The following is a 20,878-nucleotide window of genomic DNA, read 5'->3' on the forward strand; positions in this document are numbered from 1 at the left end:
ACACTAAAACAAATTGGTACACTTAAGTAGAAGGGAAGAGTAAAATATGTTGAAACTGTTTGATATTGAAATGCTGAACTTAACTAAGTATCTATTTTTTACTGGAAAAGGTGGAGTAGGAAAGACTTCAACAGCTTGTGCTGTGGCTGTGAATTTAGCGGATCAAGGAAAGAAGATTATGCTTGTAAGCACTGATCCAGCATCAAATCTTCAAGATGTATTTAATACAGAGCTAAATAATAAAGGCGTTCAAATAAAGGAAGTTCCAAACTTAACTGTTGCAAATTTTGAACCAGAAGCTGCAGCAGCTGAATATAGAGAAAGTGTAATAGCCCCATATAGAGGAAAGTTACCACAAGCAGTAATAGATAATATGGAGGAACAATTATCAGGTTCATGTACTGTTGAAATTGCCGCATTTAACGAATTTTCAGGAATGATAACAGATGAAAAAGTATTTAATGAATATGATCATATTATTTTCGATACTGCACCAACAGGTCATACTTTAAGAATGTTACAATTGCCTTCTGCATGGAGTAATTTTATTGATGAAAGCACTCATGGAGCGTCATGTTTAGGTCAGCTTGCAGGACTTGAAGAAAAGAAAGAAATGTACAAAAGTGCAGTAGATACTTTGGCTGATGGAGAGAAAACAACACTTATACTCGTATCTCGTCCTGAAACCTCTCCGTTAAAAGAGGCAGAAAGAGCTTCTAGTGAACTTCAAGAAATCGGTGTAAATAATCAAATATTAATTATAAATGGCGTGCTTCAAAATCATGATGATGAACTATCAAGTGTTATTTATGAAAAACAGCAAAAAGCTTTGAGTAATATGCCAGCTAAATTTAATAATATAGAGACTTTTGAAATTCCTCTAAGACCGTATAATATAACAGGTCTTGAGAATGTAAGGGCTTTCCTTAAAAAAGATTATATTAAAATAAGTGAAGAATCTTTAAATCCAGTGGCTATGCCAAAATTAAAAGATGTCATTGAGGATCTATATAATAGCGGCAAAAAAGTTATTTTTACAATGGGTAAAGGTGGAGTTGGCAAGACAACCATAGCAGCAGCTGTAGCACTAGGGCTTGCTAAAAAAGGTAAGAAGGTTCACTTAACAACTACTGATCCGGCCGCTCACTTAAAATTTGTATTAGATGAAGGCTATGGAATATCTTTAAGTAATATTGATGAAAAAGAAGAACTTGAAAAGTACAGACAAGAAGTATTAGGCAAGGCAAGAGAAAACAATATGACTGATGAGGATATTGAATATATTGAAGAAGATTTAAGATCGCCTTGTACTCAAGAAATAGCAGTATTTAGAGCATTTGCTGAAATTGTTGAAAGGTCAGAAAATGAAGTTGTAGTAATAGACACAGCTCCAACTGGTCATACTTTGCTTCTTTTAGACTCAACAGAAAGTTATAATAAAGAAATTTCTAGATCAGAAGGGGATATACCAGAATCAGTTATAAAGTTGTTGCCTAGATTAAGAAACGAAAAAGAGACCGAAGTTGTTATAGTAGCTTTAGCTGAAACAACTCCTGTTTATGAAGCCATGAGACTTCAAAAGGATTTAGATAGAGCAGAGATTCACAGCAAATGGTGGGTAATAAATTCAAGTCTTTATGCAACTAATACTACTAATGAAATATTAAAGGTTAAAGCAAGTAATGAAATTCAATGGATAAACAAAGTTGATGAAATTTCTAATGGAAACTTTGCAGTGATAGAGTGGAAAGCAGAAGACGTAAGAGGAAATAACTTAATTAACTTAATTAAGTAAAATTATTTTAAGGAGAGATAAAAAAGATGAAAACAAAAGTTGCATTTATATGTGTGCACAATTCATGCAGATCACAAATGGCGGAGGCCCTAGGAAAATTTTATGGAAGTGATGTTTTTGAAAGTTATTCTGCAGGAACAGAAACTAAACCTCAAATAAACCAAGATGCAGTAAGGATCATAAAGGATTTATACAATATTGATATGAATGAAACTCAAAAATCAAAGCTTTTATCAGACATACCAGAAGTTGATATAGTAATAAAAATGGGATGCAACGTTGTATGTCCAATTCTACCTGGAAAGCATATAGAAGACTGGGGATTAGATGATCCAAGTGGAAAAAGTGATGAAGAATTTATAAAAACAGCTAAAACAATAGAAGAAAAGGTAAAAGAACTAGCTAGAAGAATTGAAAATAAGGAAATCAAATTAGACTAGTAAATTAAAACAGGAGGATTTTAAAATTGAGTAATAAATCATCGAGATTATCATTCTTAGATAGATATTTGACTCTTTGGATATTTGTTGCAATGGCACTAGGAATATTACTTGGATGGGGAATACCATCATTATCAGAAGGTCTCGCAAAATTATCTGTTGGAACAACATCAATACCTATAGCAATAGGTCTTATAGTTATGATGTATCCACCACTTGCTAAAGTGAATTATAAAGAACTTGGAAAAGTATTTAAAAATCCAAAAGTTCTTGGATTGTCCTTAGTACAAAATTGGGTTATTGGACCGATTCTAATGTTTATCTTAGCAGTTGTATTTTTAAGATCTGATTCAGCATTAATGACGGGAATTATTTTGATAGGACTTGCAAGATGTATAGCAATGGTAATTCTTTGGAATAGCTTAGCAGATGGAGATAGCGAGTATGCTGCAGCATTAGTAGCATTTAATTCAATATTTCAAGTAGTATTTTATTCTGTATTTGCATACTTTTTTATAACTGTACTTCCACCTATATTCGGCCTTACAGGGTATGAAGTTCATATATCCATGGGAGAAGTGGCAACGTCTGTTGCGATTTATCTTGGTATTCCTTTCTTACTAGGAATGTTTACTAGACTTATACTAGAACCTATGAATGGAACAGAATGGTATGTAAAAAAGTTTGTTCCTAAAATTAGTCCATTAGCTTTAATAGCCTTATTATTTACAATTGTAGTTATGTTCATGTTTAAAGGAAAATATATTGTAGAATTACCTTTAGATGTTATTAAAGTAGCGATACCACTTGTAATATATTTCATAGTAATGTTTTCTGTATCATTTTACATTAGTTATAAGTCAGGCATAGATTATCATAAGACTACTACTTTATCTTTTACAGCTGCAAGTAATAACTTTGAACTTGCAATAGCAGTTGCAGTAGCAGTATTTGGAATTGAATCAAAGGTTGCTTTTGCAGCAGTAATAGGACCACTAATTGAAGTGCCAGTAATGATAGGACTAGTAAATGTAGCATTGTATTGGGGAAGAAAATACTTCTCATACTCTAAATAGAAACTTTTAATCATATACCACCTACATTAGAATATTTTTCGATAATTAGAAATTACTTTAATATATATTAAATGAATACATTTCATTTGAATAATTTCTGGAAAAATAAAGATCTCTTAAAATGAGGTCTTTATTTTTTTAGTATTTACATTTATTTCTACAATTTGTCTACGAGTCTTTATGCAAAAAAGGAATACAATGCATAAATAATGTAACATAAATTCCTCATTATTCATAAAATATGTTAAAGGCAACAAACTTATGATAAGGAGGAATTGATATTATGTCAGTTCAATCAGGACAAATAGAGATTACTAAGACTGCTTCACCAAGTTTATCTAAAATAGGAGATACTGTTGCATATACAATAAAAATATGCAATATAGGAAGTACACCATTACAGCTTGTTAATGTTAATGATCCTTTACTAGGAGGAGATATTACAAGTAATTTTAGGCCAACACTTGCACCTGGAGAATGTGATACAGTTACAATAAATTATGTAGTTGCTGATCTTGGAGTAGATCCGCTTATAAATACAGTAACAGCTAATTATGTTGCATCTTTAAATGTTAGTGATAGTGTTGCTGTTAATTTATTTCAACCTTCTGTCACAATAGTTAAGAGTGGGCCAACTTATAGTAAAGTAGGTGATACTATAACTTACACCTATGTAATTACTAATACAAGTTCAGCTGATTCACCTAATCTTATTCTAAATAGTGTTGTAGATGTTATTAATAATGTTCCAGTAGATCTTACTCAAACAGCAATAAATGCTGGAGCATCTAATTTAGCGCCAGGGGCATCTGTTACTTTCAAGAGTACCCATTTAGTAACAGCTAGCGACCCTAATCCGCTCATAGACACTGTAGTTGCCACTTACAATCCTTCTGGATATCCAAATGTAATTTCTGATTATGATAGTCATTCGGTAATATTATTAAATCCAAGCTTCACAGTAGAAAAACTTTGTGTATCTGGAACAGCTGTAGCAGGTGGAACAGCAACATTTAGAGTTAATATCACTAACACCGGTGATGTGCCATTAAATATATCAGCTTTAGATCAAGGTAAAGTATATACAAGTAATGGACTAGCACCAGGATCAACTTTCACATTTACTGTTCCTGTTACTGTTCCTGTAGGGCAATGTGGTGGTAGCATAACAAATGAAGTTTTTGTTGTAGTAACACTTCCAGAAATATATGGACTTTCAAACACTTATACAGCAAGTGCAAGTGCAACTTGCCCAATTGTGACACTAGGTAGAACTAGAGGTTTCTGGGGAAATAATAATGGTCATGCAATCCTTGATCCAAATGGTGATGGACTAATTAACAATCCTGTAACAATTGGTAGTGGTCCTCGATCACTTTTCATCAATACAATTGCTTTGTCTGATATTATATTAGCAGGAAATTACTGTAGTCTTCCAGGAAGTCCATGTCAAAACAATTTGAGTGATAGTTTAAAACCAAATACACTTGGAGTTCTCATGGCTCAAACATTAGCTTTGGCTTATAATATTAATAATATCCAATGCTATAGTGGCCAATTGGTAAGTACTCTTGGTTGTGGTAATTTACTAATACCAGTTGGATTACCTTCTAACTCAACAGTAAATGATGTATTGAGTGCAGCAAATCTTTTAATCGGAAATACTACTGCTTCTGGTACAGTCACTCAAGATCAAGCAAGTGCAATGATTAATTTAATCAATTGCTTAAATAGAGAAACTTTCTAATTATGATTTTTTGCGCGTGAAAGTTAGCAAAATTATTCTTGGCTAATTTTAAAATGAAACTAAACTAATAAAAAATCCATAGTGACCATCCCGTGTTATGATTTAATGACCAAACCAAAACGTACACGAAGGATAATCACTATGGACTATAAAAATAATAAAACGGAATCACGTAATAATAAAAAACTCATGATTATCTAGCTATATTCTTATGATGTAAAATAAAGAAAGAGCTAAAACATTTTATTTAATCAAAAATATTAAAAAAATAAATTTAAGTGTTTAATTCATACATAAAATCTAGTTAAGCTTGTTAGGCAGTTTATAAAGTAAATTTGGTATATTAAATAAGGAAAAACATTTACATCACCACATTAACAAATATAATTTCTAAATCATATAATAGTGCAGATAACATTTGATAGGAGAAGAAAAATGATTAACAAAAATGGGTATTACAATGAACATGGACAATATGTAAATCCTCCAAATAAATTTAATTGTGAATCCCGTTGTAGAGATGATAGAATATGTTGTTGCTGCTGTTGTAGATGTGGTCCAGGTTTACCTGGTCCAATAGGACCAACAGGGGCAACTGGAGCAATAGGTGCAACAGGAGTAACAGGTCCAATCGGGCCAACAGGAGTAACTGGAGCAATTGGAGCAACAGGAGTAACAGGTCCAATCGGGCCAACAGGAGCAACTGGGGCAATTGGAGCAACAGGAGTAACAGGTCCAATCGGACCAACAGGAGTAACTGGGGCAATAGGTGCAACAGGAGTAACAGGTCCAATCGGGCCAACAGGAGCAACTGGGGCAATAGGTGCAACAGGAGTAACAGGTCCAATCGGACCAACAGGAGCAACTGGGGCAATAGGTGCAACAGGAGTAACAGGTCCAATCGGACCAACAGGAGCAACTGGGGCAATAGGTGCAACAGGAGTAACAGGTCCAATCGGGCCAACAGGAGTAACTGGAGCAATAGGTGCAACAGGAGTAACAGGTCCAATCGGGCCAACAGGAGCAACTGGAGCAATAGGTGCAACAGGAGTAACAGGTCCAATAGGACCAACAGGAGTAACTGGGGCAATAGGTGCAACAGGAGTAACAGGTCCAATAGGACCAACAGGAGCAACTGGGGCAATAGGTGCAACAGGAGTAACAGGTCCAATAGGACCAACAGGAGCAACTGGAGCAATAGGTGCAACAGGAGTAACAGGTCCAATCGGACCAACAGGAGTAACTGGGGCAATAGGTGCAACAGGAGTAACAGGTCCAATAGGACCAACAGGAGCAACTGGACCAGGTGGAAGTACTATTTATTTAGGTACAGACCAGTCACTTGGAAACAATGATTTCTTAGGGTTAGGTACTTCATCACCAAGTTTTATTAGAAACACCTTAGTAGTACCGCAAAATGCAACTCTTATAGGGATAGTTTTAAGTGTTAGAACAGAACCATTAGCAGTAGGAGATACAGTAAGTGCTAGGATAATTAGAAGTACAGATTGTGGAAATACTACGGTAGATACTGGAATTATCGCAACTGTAACTGGTCCTAGTAGCGCAGCAGCTCCAAATTGTTGTGCAGTATCAGTAAGTCCTCCAGTTGCAGTTAATAGATGCGATTTGTTAGCAGTTCAAATTACACGTACTGGAAATCTTAGTGCATTAGCAAATGGTGCTGCAGCAACTATTATATTTAGTATTCCTTAATAAATTTAGCGTTTAGAATTCAATAATCTAGTGGTAAGTTAAAAAATTGTAGGATGTTATAGTAGGAACCATGATAAGAGGTAAGAGATAAAGACATATTTATCTCTTACTAGATAAATAATTTATTATTCAATATTTAGCATGGTGCAAATAACAAGAAAATTTATGGGAGATTATAAGAAACAAAATCATTTAAAATGTTTATTATTATATATTTAGATGTTACAATTATCTGATTAAAAATGCTATTTTAAATTGAGCTATTAATAAGGTAGTGCTTCTTAATATATATACATATATACAAGGGAGATTATTAAAAGGATTATTATTAAAAATTAGGGCTCATAATATGCTCTTAATAAGAGTTATAAAAATTCTTAAGCATAGCAATATGCCATATCACAATACTTAACATAACTAAAAGGAGTTTTGAAAGCATTATGAAATATTCATATGAAGAAGGTAACTTTAGAAAAGGAGATATACTAAGTATTACTATTGATAGAAAGGTAAATATTTATTTATTAGATGGTGATAATTTTACTAGGTATAGAAATAATAATAGTTTTAAATACTATGGCGGTCCAGTTGATAGCTCGCCTTATAACATTACAGTTCCGAGTTCTGGTCACTGGTATATTGTTATAGATTTAGGCGGAGGGGCAGGAATTCTAAACTATTCCATAAAAGTATTTAGATAAAATACATATAGATAACCCAACTAAGACTTGAACTTATACATATAACTCGCCGAAATGAATAATATATTTTTGTTCCAGTTTCTGGGTAATTCTGATGGGTGATTCTAAGGATATAAAGTTGCACTCAAAGTGCTAGCCTCAAAGAACAAGCTGTGAACTAGCACATTTGGAACAACTTATAGCCAAAGAATCACATCCATCAAAATTACCAATGAAACATTCCACAAAAATATATTACCCATTTCTATTTGGGATATATTTCATAGTATAAATCTAACTTATAATTGAGTTATATATAGGTATGATTTATCTTTAGCGTACGTTTAGATATTGCCCAAATAATACTTCATCATAATTCTAAAAATATTACAAGGATTTTAACAGTAATTGCGAGTTGAGAATTGTAACATATATAAATTTATATTAAATTTTTGTGGTATTTTAAAATAAGTAAATGGATTTTGTTTTACATTGACAATAATAGGATAAATATATTATTATATACAAAATATCTAAAATGTAAAAGGAGTAAGATAAAATGGCATATTATTTTAATGAACCATCCCATACTTTTGGAGAATATTTATTAGTACCAGGTTACTCTTCAGTAGACTGCATACCACAAAATGTAAGTTTGAAAACACCTCTTGTTAAGTTTAAAAAAGGTGAAGAATCACCATTAAGCATTAATATACCTTTAGTTTCGGCGATAATGCAGTCCGTATCAGATGATAAGATGGCAGTAGCTTTAGCAAAAGAAGGCGGAGTTTCATTCGTATATGGATCTCAGTCAATTGAAAATGAAGCTGCTATGGTTGCAAGAGTTAAGAACTATAAGTCAGGCTTTGTTACTAGTGATTCTAACATCAAACCTGATACTACTTTAGAAGAAGTTGTAGAAATAAAAGAGAGAACAGGACATTCTACTATGGCAGTTACTGAAGATGGGACTCCAAATGGAAAACTTCTTGGAATTGTAACAAGTAGAGATTATAGAATAACTAGAATGGATTTAAGTACTAAGGTTTCGGAATTTATGACACCTTTCAGTGAACTTATATATGCTGATGCTAATATAAGTTTGAAAGAAGCAAACAACATTATTTGGGATAATAAATTAAATATGCTGCCATTAGTTGATAAAGATCAAAAGTTAAAATACATGGTATTCCGTAAAGATTATTCAGCTAATAAGGAGAATTCAAATGAACTTATTGATTCTCAAAAAAGATACATAGTTGGGGCAGGTATTAATACTAGAGATTATGCTGAAAGAGTACCAGCATTAATAGAGGCTGGAGCAGATGTATTATGTATTGATTCATCTGAGGGATTTTCAGAATGGCAAAGAATAACAATTGATTATATACATAAGAATTTTGGAGAAAATATAAAAGTCGGAGCTGGAAATGTTGTTGATAGAGACGGGTTCATGTTTTTAGCAGAAGCAGGAGCAGACTTTGTTAAAGTTGGAATAGGCGGTGGATCTATCTGCATAACTCGTGAACAAAAGGGTATAGGCAGAGGGCAGGCAACGTCTCTTATTGATGTAGTTAAAGCTAGAGACGAATATTTTGAAAAGACAGGAGTTTATATTCCAGTATGCTCTGATGGAGGTATTGTCCATGATTACCATATTACATTAGCATTGGCTATGGGTGCAGACTTTATTATGTTAGGAAGATATTTCTCTAGATTTGATGAAAGTCCAACTAATAAAGTAAATATAAATGGAAACTACATGAAAGAGTATTGGGGCGAAGGCTCTAATAGGGCAAGAAATTGGCAAAGATATGACCTTGGTGGAGATAAGAAATTATCTTTTGAGGAAGGTGTTGATTCATATGTTCCATACGCTGGAAGTTTAAAAGATAATGTAAGTATAACACTTAACAAAGTTCGTTCTACAATGTGTAACTGTGGTGCTCTTACTATTCCAGAACTTCAAAAGAATGCAAAAATAACATTAGTTTCTGCAACAAGTATTGTAGAAGGAAGTTCTCATGATGTAATGTTAAAAGATAATCACTATAATGCTCAACAGTAAAGAGAATATACTATGAGGTAATTTCAAACTTACAAGATGCAGTCCAACTGTTTCGCAAGGAATTATAGAGAGTTTGCAAATTAAAATATGAAATTACTAGTAGTTAATATCAAATTTTTAAATAATAAAAATTAAAATTGACATTCTTTAATCCATGTCATATTATATAGTATATAGATTTCATTGGAAGGAAGTATTTTTGTGAGTGTTTAGTATCTTAATTATAGTAATTTAATATTAATTCAAAAATGAAGTATTTTATACTTTTATTTGTTGTTGAATTAATTATAACTATTAAAAGATACGAGCCACGAATTTGCTTTCAAAAGATAGGTATATTTCTATCTTTATTTGATGTTGAATTTTTTAGCTGTGGAGGTATCCACAGCTTTTTTATTTTATGCTTTGGCATTCAGAAAACCAACTGTTAAGCAGGTGGGTCTGACTTATTTAAGAATTTAAATTATATGTATTGCAAAATTATCCCATATCATAATTCTAAAGATCTTGGAAGAATTTTAGCTGTAATTGTGAATTGCAACATATATGCTTTATGAATGGTATACATTGCATTAAATATTAGTTTGCTGAGTAGCTCAATTTTGAAATCTATAACCTTGTTCGTGGCTTGAATATATAAGAAAAGGAAATGAAAAAATGAATAATGCCACATTAGAAAAATTAAATTATAAAGAATTAAAAGACATTATAAAATCATATTGCGTAAGTAATTTAGGGAAAAAGTTAATTGATAAATTAGTTCCAAGTAATAATATAAAACAAGTAAGAAGAATGATTAAAGAAACTTCCGAGGGGAGAAGGCTAATAGATGCATCTTACCATATGCCTCTTGAAGGAGTTTTTGATATATCTCCATTAATTGAAAAAATAGAAAAAGGTGGGGTTTTGGAGCCATCAGAAGTGATTACAGTAGGAGATTTTCTTAGAGGATGTAGAAAAGTAAAAGCGTTCGTTAAAGATAAAGAAGGATATGCAGAAACCTTAAGTGCATATGGAGAAAATATTACAGATTTAAAATATATTGAGGATGAAATAAATATGGCTATTAGAGGAACCATTGTTGATTCTAATGCTACAAAAGAACTTAAAAAAATTCGTAGAAGCATTGAGCTCTGTGAAGAAAAAATAAAAGAAAAGATAGAGAAATTTATTAAGAATCCAAGCAATAAAGAGTATATGCAAGAATTTTTTGTTAGTATAAGGAATGGAAGATATACGGTTCCTATTAAAGCTGCTTATAAAAATCATATACAAGGTACTATAGTTGAAGCTTCTTCAAAAGGCACTACAGTGTTTATGGAACCAGCTTCAGTCTCAAAATATACAACTGAATTAATAGCTTTAAAGGCTGAAGAGAGTGTTGAAGAATACAAAATATTATCTACCTTAAGTGAAATGATTTTTCAAAAGCATCAAGAAATAAAAATAAATATCGAAGTTATTTCAGAGTATGACATGATACTTGCAAAAGCAAAATATAGCAAGGAAATAAGCGGAATTGAGCCAAAACTCAATGATTATGGTTATATAAAAATAGTAAAGGGAAGATATCCATTAATTAAAGAGTGCGTTCCACTGGATTTTGAAATAGGAAATAAATATAGAAGCTTAATAATAACTGGTCCAAATGCAGGCGGAAAGACAGTTGTATTAAAAAGCGTTGGATTACTTACTTTAGCAGCATTAAGTGGATTTCATATAAGTGCACATGAAAATACTGAGATTGCAGTATTTGATGATATTTTTGTTGATATTGGTGATAATCAAAGTATAGAAAATGCTTTAAGTACATTTTCTTCTCATGTAAAAAATTTAGCAGAGATTTTAAAAGAAAGTAGCAGAAATTCACTATTACTTTTTGATGAAATTGGAAGTGGCACAGAACCAAATGAAGGAGCTGCACTTGCTATTGCAATTTTAGAAGAATTTTATCATAAGGGATGTATTACAGTAGCAAGTACTCATTATGGGGAAATTAAAAATTTTTCGCAAAATCATCCAGACTTCGAAAATGCAGCTATGGAATTTAAAAGAGACACTTTGGAGCCATTATATAAACTTCATATAGGAAAAAGTGGAGACAGCAATGCCTTATATATATCAAGAAAAATGGGTATTAGTGATAATATAATTGAAAGAAGTAGAAAATATATTCAAACGAAAGACTATAATTATGATTTAGTAAAAGAAAGTAAAATTTCTAAAAGAGAAATAGAAGAATCCGAAACTCATGAGTATATTTATAAAGTTGGAGATAAAGTATTACTGTTAGATAAAGGTTCAAGTGGAATTGTCTATAAAGAAATTGATAGATTAAATAATATAACTGTTTTATTTAATAATGAATTTATAGAAGTAAACTATAAAAGAATTAAACTCGAAATTAGCGCAGAAGAATTATATCCTAAAGATTATGATATGAGCCAGCTATTTTCAAGTTATAAGGAAAGAAAACTTAATAGAGATATTGAAAGAGGATCTAAAAAAGGACTCAAAAAATTTAGAAAACAGGAAGGTATATAGATAAACAATATATAACCTAGGCTTATGCAATAATCCACCGAAAGTAGAAACATTGTTATTTCACAGGACTATGAAAATTTCGCTGAAAGTGCTAAATTGCAGGTTGCACAACTAATGCTTGCTCCCAATTTCATTGTGACAAGCGTTAGTTGAACAACCTACAATTAAGAGCTTTTAACAGCTCGTTTTCAATGCCTGTTGCATAAAAATGTTTCTACTTTCTAGTATGGCAGTATATTTTGATTAAAAGTTCAACATATACATTAAACAAAATTATACATGTATAATAATTTATCACAATGTATAAGTTTACTTTTGGATTTGTTTATCTATAAAAACGAAAGAATATAAGAATTTAGGAATAAAGGAATTTAAGAATATAAGAATCTAAGAATTTAAATTCTTAAGAAGGAAAGAACTTAAAAAGTTAAAAGTGAAAATATCTTTACAGAAAAAAATATAAAAAGTTAACAATTTATAATGTTTTCAATGCTTTGAATAATTATATGTAGTGTAAAAGTAATTCTTAATCATAATTCTAAAAATATTGAAAGAATTTTAGCTGTAACAGTGAATTGTGAAATGTGCATTATAAATTGCAAAATATATATTAAAAAGAGGTTGTCTTATAGAGGTGTATAAACCAATAAGATAACTTCTTTTTATAAAAAACACAATGGTGTATTAATTCTTTCTAATTCAGGAAACATGTATCAAGTAAGCCTTTTTATTGGTAAATAATAATGCTATAATATGAACAGATTATTACGCATGTCATAGTGATAATTTTACTGTTACTGAATGAATTGGAGGAAACACATGAAGGAAAATTTGGAAGTTACATTAAAGCAAATGATTCATATCATTCATAGAGCTATTAATTCTGTAGACAAAAGGCTTTTGAATCATGGAGAGAGAGTTGCATATATAATGTTAAATTTATTAAAAGCAAAAGGAAATTATAATAATGAAGATATGCTTAAAATTTGTGTCATATCAATTTTTCACGATATTGGTGCATATAAGGTTGCGGAAAGAGATAAGCTTGTTGATATTGACGTAAAAACTCCATTTGATCATGCTATCTATGGTTCATTATTTATAAAATATTTTTCTCCTCTGCCTAATTTATATAACATAGTTCTAAGCCATCATTTTACTTGTAGGTATTTTAAGGACAAGCACATGGATATTCTATCTAAAGAAGGAATGATATTAAGTTTTGCCGATTATATTGATAGAATGTATTTATCAAAAAAAGAATTAACGAAAGATTTTATTAGAAATCATGCAGAAGAATATTCAAATGAGTATATAGAATTATTGCTGGAAGCAGATAGAAAATTTAATTTTATTGAAAAGCTAATAGATAAAACTTATGTTGAGGAGCTGTATGATTTTTTTTGTACTAGAATACTTACAAGAGATGAAGTTGTATCATATAGTAAAATGTTAGCTTATTCAATTGATTTTAGAAGTGAGGCGACAGTCAAACATACTATATTAGTAGAAGCTGTAAGCTATCAAATTGCAAAGCTGTGTGGGTTAGATGAGAAAACTTTATCAAAAATTAAAATGGCAGCTGCGCTTCATGATATAGGAAAGATTGCTATTCCAGTAGAAATCTTAGAAAAGCCAGGTAAACTTATAGACGAAGAGTTTGAAATTATGAAAAGCCATGCTATTATAGGATATAAGATTTTAAGTGATTTAAATATAGATGAAATAAGAGATTTAGGAACATTTCATCATGAGAAGTTAGATGGTGAGGGTTATCCTTTTGGACTAAAAGGAGATCAGTTAACTAAAGAAATGAGAATAGTAGCAATAGGTGATATTACTAGTGCATTGTTAGGAGTAAGAAGCTATAAGGAGGAGTTTAGTAAAGATAGAATAATAAAAATTTTAAATAACATGGCTAAGGATAATAAAATTGATTTACATATTACTAATTTGCTTATAGATAATTATGATTTTATAATTGATGAGGCAAAAAAGCAGGCTAGTGATTTAATGGCAAAATATTTGAATATAACGACTGAATATAAACAATTATTAAAAAAATTTTCGTAAAAATAAGTGAATATCATATAATCCCAAGCAATTAATTATATGTGCTATATAACTAATTGCTTGGGATTTTTAGTTGAAAAGTTATTTTTCATAGGATTTCTAAATTTCTTTAGAAATTCTTTCGATTTAATTGTAAACTATCTTTATTTTTCAATTGTATATTTTACTTGTAGCTAATCAGTATATAAAAAATAAATATGTTGTAATTGAGTTTCTACATTTTACTTTAATTTAATGTTTGGATTACTAGGAACTTAAATGCAAATCTGTTATTGCGGCATATATCATCTAAGAATAGGAGGTGTTTATGGGAGAATCTTTAATTCTATAATTTACAATCTTGAATTTTATAAAAATAAGACTAGTAGGAAAGTATATTTATGAGTTTGGAAATGCTTCACATATGATATATAATAAATTTTATGTGAATTTTATTCCAAGTTAAATAAGAATAGGAATTTTAATATGTATTATAAGATTAATTAAATATATATTGCAAAGATAATTCTTCATGACAATTCTAAAAATATTGCAAGAATTTTAGCTGTAATTATGAATTGTGAAATGTGAATTGTGCATTGCAACATATATATGAATCAAATATTATTTGTAAATTATAGTAAGTGAGGGTGTTAAAGAGTAATGAATTTTTATAATGTTTTAATAGTTGAAGATGAAAAAGAAATATGTGATGGAATAGAGATATACTTGAAAAACCAAGGCTACAATGTTTATAGAGCAAGCAATGGAATAGAAGGATTGGAGATAATAGAAAATCAAACTTTGCATTTAGCAATAGTTGACATAATGATGCCAAAGATGGATGGAATAACAATGGTGATGAAACTCCGTGAGAATTATGATTTTCCTGTAATAATGCTTACTGCAAAATCAGAGGAGATGGATAAAATTCTAGGTCTTAATATTGGAGCGGATGATTATGTAACTAAGCCATTTAATCCAATGGAGTTGATAGCTAGAGTCAATTCGCAGCTTAGAAGATATTCAAAATATTTAAGTGTTGTAAGTGGAGCTGAACAAAAAAGTAATGTATTTTCAATTGGTGGTTTAGAGTTAAACACTGATACAAAAGAAGTGATTCTTGATGGAGAATTAATAAAAGTTACACCAATAGAATTTAAAATATTACAATTGTTAATGAAAAATCCAGGAAGAGTTTTTTCAGCGGAAGAAATATATGAAAAAGTGTGGAATGAGGAAGCCATAAATACTGATACAGTAATGGTTCACGTCAGGAATATAAGAGAAAAAATAGAGATTGATACAAAAAATCCAAAATATTTAAAGGTGGTATGGGGAGTTGGATACAAAATTGAAAAACAGTAAAAAATCATATGTTACAAATTTAGTAACATTTATTATATTTTTAATAATGTCAGTAGGCATATTTAATATTTATCCTAACATGAGAGAATGGGCAAAAGCAGAGCCTAAATCTCCATTTGAAGAAGATGAGTTCTTAAGAACTATTTATAAAAATGATTATGTTTTATATAAAGATCTTGTAGGACAGACAAATCATGAAGAATTATCAGGTGATAAAATTTATATATCATCCTATGATACACATAATGATACTGAGGAAAATACTATTAGAAATTTTAACTATGAACTCAGTGAGTGGAAAAATAATTTGAATAATAACTATAAAAATCTTGATTATTTAGTGTATAGTGATGATGCAAATATTACAAATACAAATAATGATTTAAAGGAATTAATATCTGATAGTGAAGTTAATAATTTAAAGAATAAATATTCGTGGTACATGACCGTAAAATATGATAACACTGGATTAATGTCAATAAGTAATATTTACGGTGCTGATGCAAATATCGTAAAAAATGCATTTTCAGGTCTGAATATAAGAGAAATTTGGGGGTATCCTCGTATTAATGATGAGAATGTTAAATTTAATCCAATTAAAAATGTCACTTTCATTTATGGGATTCCTAAAGACCTTAAATATACAGATGGTTTAAGCAGAATGATAGATGAATCGGAAAATCAAATTAATATTGCAGCTGTAGTAACTATCCTCTTTGGAATAGTAAGTATTGTATTAATATTTAGTTTACTAATTCCTTATAAAAATGGGAAAGAAGTATTTGGAGTTAAATATTTCTCGAAAATTCCTTTTGAGATTAATTGCTTTATTTTTGGAGCAGGAGGAATTGTCCTCGGATTTATACTAGGGCGTACAGTCGTAGAAACCTTAAGAAATAGATTTGCTCTAGATTTAATTGGCTCAAGAATGGACAAAAATCTTGAAGGCATTACAATGATTTCTGTAAATATAATTATGTGGATGGCAGCTATATATATTATATTTGCAGGTGTTATGTTATTAAAAAGCATAATAAATTTTGGAGTAATTAAATACTTAAAAGAAAACTTATTAATAATTAAGATTTTTAGGTATATTAAAAAGCTATTCAGTAATGTATTTAATTATATAGGGCATATAGATTTAAATGACAAGTCTAATAAGTTCATTATAAAAGTTATTGGCGTAAATTTGATAATAATGTTAATCTGCTGTATTTTCTGGTTTTTGGGAATAGTAATAGCGTTAATTTATAATATAATATTATTTTATTCAATTAGAAAACAATATGGAGATATAAGGAATAAGTTTAGTATACTTTTAAATGAAGCAGATAGAATTGCTGGTGGTGATCTAGAAGTAGAAATAGAGGATGATTTAGGATTATTCAATCCACTAAAAGATAGAATTGAAAAAATAAAAGATGGTTTGAAAAAAGCGGTAAATGAAGAGGTTAAAAGTCAGAGAATGAAGACGGAACTTATTTCAAATGTTTCTCATGATTTAAAAACACCCCTTACTTCAATAATAACTTATACTGATTTATTAAAAAAAGATAATTTAACTGAAGAAGAAAGAAAATCGTATATTGATACAATTGATAAAAAATCACAAAGATTGAAATTCCTAATTGAAGACTTGTTTGAAGTAAGTAAGGCTACTAGTGGAGATATTAAGCTAAACTTAGTGAATGTAGATATTGTGGAATTAATGAGACAAACGCAAATTGAACTAGATGATAAAATAAAGGATTCAAAGTTAATATTAAAAAATAGTTACCCTGCAAGTAAAGTGATATTAAATCTTGATAGCCAAAAAACCTTTAGAATTTTTGAAAATCTAATAATAAATGTAGTCAAATATGCTATGAAGGGATCAAGAGTATATGTAGACATAATAGATCATGAGAAGAATGTAGAGATTACAATAAAAAATATGTCTGCAGAAGAGTTGAACTTTGATCCATTTGACATTGTAGATAGATTCCAAAGAGGAGATAAATCAAGGAATACAGAAGGATCTGGTCTTGGTCTTGCAATTGCAAAGAGTTTTGTGGAAGTCCAAGGTGGAACTTTTAATATTGAAGTTGACGGTGATTTATTTAAAGTAATTATTATATTTAAAAAATAAGTTGATAATAATTTCTTGTTTAAATCATGTCTATCTATATGGTGAATTATATATATGTTGCAATTATAAATTTACATTTAAAACTCAAGTGAGCAAAGTGTTCAATTAAGAAAGAAATTTATAAACCAAATTGCAACATATATAGTGCAATAATAGAGTGATAATATATAATCATTCTCCCTAATTGTGCCAATTAAGTATTTGCTCTATATATAGAATTAAATCACACTTGTAATATTTTCTGAATTAAAATAATTCATATGAAAGGAACATAATATGAAAATTAATATCTATTTACATTGTTTATTATCCATACTTCTTGGTACAATAATAGGCATATTGACTATATTTGGACAAGGTCAATTAAAAGGTAATTGGAATTCCCTGGCTAATCTTGGGACAGTTTGGTTAGTTCCTGCCTTTTTTATAAGTTCTATTGCAAATAAAAAAAGGTTTTCTGTGACATCTTGTTCGTTATGTTTAATAGGAGAGGTTATGGGATACTATTATTTTCATTCATTGATAAATCAATATAATTTTTCTGTTGGCTATTTCACGTTAATTTGGCTTGGGTGCGCTATAGTTGGTGGTATTATCTTTGGATTGGCAGGGTATCTATGGTATCATAAAGATGAAAAATTTCATGAATTAGGCAGTGCTTTATTATCTGGTGTTTTTTTAACAGATGGTCTAAACATGTTTATACATATAGATGATTATAGACATATGATAACTGTGGCTATTGTAGAAATAGTTTTTGGCTTATTATTAATAATTATTTTAGAAAAAAATATGCATGAGAGACTTCGTTGTTGTATTTTTCTTATACCAGTTATTATTTTAGGATTAATAGGATACACAATATTATATTATCTAACAATATAAATTCATAGAATTAGTGTAATAAGGTGTCTTTAGTTAATACGGGATCTTCCTATATGGAACACTTAAGGCAACCTTGATGGGGTGCCTTTTGTTTTTATTTTTTACAAAGTTCAGGTTGAATTTTATACTTCTTTCGCAATGAGGCAAATATAAAAAACAGGCATAATATGAGATATAAAATCTTGCATATTATAGATAAGCCAATTATAAGTTAGATTTATACTATGAAATATATCCCAACTAGAAACTGGAACAAAAGTATGTTATTCATTTCGGCGAGTTATATGCATAAGTTCAGGTTTTAGTTGGGTTATCTATAGTTAAAATAGGACTTTGAACTTAGAATATATGGTGAAATTAGCCATATGGATAGACTTTTATATATTTATGTTATAATATTATAAATAGTTTTAGTTAATGGAGGAGATAACATGTTTACTAAGGAAGAGCTATTAGTAATTGAAGATGCTTTAAAAATTGCAGATGCTGAATATATAAAATTAATTGATGAAAACAAAAATAATAAAAACAGAATGGTAGCATTTAATAGAAAGCAAAAAAAATTATGGTTAGTTCAAAATAAATTAAAAAAGCTTATAGAAGAAAGCTAAAAATAAGAGTAGATTCATTATTTATATATTATAAAGATGGATCTACTTTTTTATAAATAAACATTGCACAATAATACTACATATAATAAGTTTGCCAAAAAAAAGCCTGCATATTATAATATGTAGGTATGCAATTGTTGTAAAATACTTAATTAGAAGTTATAAAGAGGAGAAAAATATATGAATAAATTATTTCAAATTAAAGATTTAGAATTTTATGAAGAGGATTTTGTTGATGATATAAAAGATTATGAAGATATAATTGATATTATTGATGAATTAAGTGAAAATTTAAGTTATGAGATTATAGAGATTGCAGGTTCTAATGGGTGTTGTGATAAAACAAAGAAGAATTATCTAGTTGAGATAATTGGATATATTGATGAAAATGATGAGTTTATTACTAAAGAGGAGAGAGACGCTTTAGGAGTTATGGATCTAAATAAGAGATTCGATTTATTTGTTATAACAGTACATAAGTGTACAGCATGTAATAAGTGGGTAATTTCTATATTAGAATAATTATAGGATAATTAGCTGTTGATACAGCTTTTTCTTTTATAAAATGAATTAATGTATAAGAAGGGAGGTAAAACAATTGAGGAAGCATAGTAATAGAAATACTCAAAGATTTAAAATTTGTTTAATACTAATTTCACTTATAGTACAGCTATTTGTCAATATAAATACTTTTAATATTAAAGTTAATGCTGCTGAAATAAATAGTAAATTAGATGAAATATATATATCTGAATCTAATTACAATGAAGATATGAAAAGTAAAGTCGAACCATATATAAAAAGTAAACTGGAATCTGGATATATAGATGGAGATAAGGACGTTAAATTGTACTATGAAAAATACAATATAGAAAATGCAAAGGCTAATATAGTAATATCTCACGGATATACTGAGAGTTTAGAGAAGTATCATGAATTAATATATTATTTTTTAAAAGAAGGGTATAATGTTTTCGGAATTGAACATAGAGGTCATGGCAGATCTGGCACACTTGGAATAGCTGATAAAACCCAAGTGAATGTAGAAAAATTTGATCAATATGTAACTGATTTTAAAAAATTTATGGATGAAGTTGTTATGCCAAATAATCAAGGTAAAAAGGCATTATTGTTTGCTCATTCAATGGGGGGAACTATTGGAACAAAATTCATAGAGGATTACCCAGATTATTTTGATGCTGCGGTATTAAGTGCTCCTATGCTTGAAGTTAACACTGGAAATATACCAAAATTCTTAGCTGATATTATAGTAGAATTTGAAGTTGCTATTGGTAATGGTGGAAATTACGTTTTAGGTAAGAAACCATATACACCAGAGTATAAGGAAAATGAGATTGGGACAAGTTCTTTGAATCGTTATAAATATAGTCATGATATAGTAGCTAATAACAAAGAACTTCAAAGAGGTGGTGCAAGTTATAATTGGACAAAAGAAGCCTTTGATACAACGAAGGAAATTATAAAACCAGAAAATGCATCTAAAGTAAAAATTCCAATATTATTATTTCAAGCTGATAATGATACTTATGTAAAAGCAGAAGGACAAAATAAATTTGCAAGTAGCGCAAAGAATTGCGAAATAGAAAAGATAGAAAACTCTAGACATGAAATATATCTAGAAAAAGATGAAATTCAAAAACCATATTTAGATGAATTATTAGATTTTTATGATAAGGTATAATTTTTTAAACAAAAATATATAAGCTTGTCTTTGTATATAAAGACAAGCTTATATTCATATCAT

General features: G+C 29.6%; 15 protein-coding genes. All 15 read left to right on the forward strand.

Annotated features, from left to right (window positions below):
• Positions 1–46 precede the first annotated feature (46 nt).
• Positions 47–1,795, forward strand: a complete 1,749-nt coding sequence (gene arsA, locus PZA12_RS10900; protein WP_103698720.1) for an arsenical pump-driving ATPase — start codon at positions 47–49, stop codon at positions 1,793–1,795.
• 26 nt (positions 1,796–1,821) lie between these two features.
• A complete protein-coding gene (locus PZA12_RS10905; protein ID WP_078117288.1) occupies positions 1,822–2,235 on the forward strand; it encodes an arsenate reductase ArsC in 414 nt (137 codons plus the stop codon).
• Positions 2,236–2,261: 26 nt separating this feature from the next.
• Positions 2,262–3,311, forward strand: coding sequence for an ACR3 family arsenite efflux transporter (gene arsB, locus PZA12_RS10910; protein WP_103698721.1), 1,050 nt, complete (start codon positions 2,262–2,264; stop codon positions 3,309–3,311).
• Positions 3,312–3,594: 283 nt separating this feature from the next.
• Positions 3,595–5,058: a DUF7507 domain-containing protein gene (locus PZA12_RS10915; protein ID WP_078117286.1), complete on the forward strand. Its 1,464-nt coding sequence runs from the start codon at positions 3,595–3,597 to the stop codon at positions 5,056–5,058.
• Between the two features lie 435 nt (positions 5,059–5,493).
• Positions 5,494–6,774, forward strand: coding sequence for a collagen-like protein (locus tag PZA12_RS24930; RefSeq protein ID WP_206490954.1), 1,281 nt, complete (start codon positions 5,494–5,496; stop codon positions 6,772–6,774).
• 440 nt (positions 6,775–7,214) lie between these two features.
• Positions 7,215–7,475 (forward strand): DUF1883 domain-containing protein, encoded by a 261-nt coding sequence (locus PZA12_RS10925; protein WP_078117285.1) that lies wholly within the window; start codon positions 7,215–7,217, stop codon positions 7,473–7,475.
• Positions 7,476–8,013: 538 nt separating this feature from the next.
• Positions 8,014–9,522, forward strand: a complete 1,509-nt coding sequence (locus PZA12_RS10930; RefSeq protein ID WP_077842241.1) for an IMP dehydrogenase — start codon at positions 8,014–8,016, stop codon at positions 9,520–9,522.
• A 657-nt stretch (positions 9,523–10,179) separates the two neighbouring features.
• Positions 10,180–12,066 carry an endonuclease MutS2 gene (locus PZA12_RS10935; protein WP_078115763.1) on the forward strand — a complete coding sequence of 629 codons (1,887 nt, stop codon included), beginning with the start codon at positions 10,180–10,182 and terminating at the stop codon, positions 12,064–12,066.
• 819 nt (positions 12,067–12,885) lie between these two features.
• Positions 12,886–14,139 carry an HD domain-containing phosphohydrolase gene (locus tag PZA12_RS10940; protein ID WP_103699119.1) on the forward strand — a complete coding sequence of 418 codons (1,254 nt, stop codon included), beginning with the start codon at positions 12,886–12,888 and terminating at the stop codon, positions 14,137–14,139.
• A gap of 642 nt (positions 14,140–14,781) precedes the next feature.
• Entirely contained in the window at positions 14,782–15,486 is a 705-nt protein-coding gene (locus PZA12_RS10945; RefSeq protein ID WP_077841107.1) for a response regulator transcription factor, read from the forward strand.
• Positions 15,461–17,617: a sensor histidine kinase gene (locus tag PZA12_RS10950; protein ID WP_242984882.1), complete on the forward strand. Its 2,157-nt coding sequence runs from the start codon at positions 15,461–15,463 to the stop codon at positions 17,615–17,617. The genes PZA12_RS10945 and PZA12_RS10950 overlap by 26 nt, the downstream gene beginning before the upstream one ends.
• A gap of 276 nt (positions 17,618–17,893) precedes the next feature.
• Positions 17,894–18,502 (forward strand): DUF6518 family protein, encoded by a 609-nt coding sequence (locus PZA12_RS10955; protein ID WP_078115760.1) that lies wholly within the window; start codon positions 17,894–17,896, stop codon positions 18,500–18,502.
• 431 nt (positions 18,503–18,933) lie between these two features.
• Entirely contained in the window at positions 18,934–19,113 is a 180-nt protein-coding gene (locus tag PZA12_RS10960) for a hypothetical protein (RefSeq protein WP_012058345.1), read from the forward strand.
• Positions 19,114–19,293: 180 nt separating this feature from the next.
• Entirely contained in the window at positions 19,294–19,635 is a 342-nt protein-coding gene (locus PZA12_RS10965) for a hypothetical protein (protein WP_012058346.1), read from the forward strand.
• A gap of 76 nt (positions 19,636–19,711) precedes the next feature.
• Positions 19,712–20,815 (forward strand): alpha/beta fold hydrolase, encoded by a 1,104-nt coding sequence (locus tag PZA12_RS10970; RefSeq protein WP_181006036.1) that lies wholly within the window; start codon positions 19,712–19,714, stop codon positions 20,813–20,815.
• Positions 20,816–20,878: the final 63 nt, after the last annotated feature.

The sequence above is a fragment of the Clostridium beijerinckii genome, assembly GCF_036699995.1.
Classification (GTDB): Bacteria; Bacillota; Clostridia; order Clostridiales; family Clostridiaceae; genus Clostridium; species Clostridium helianthi.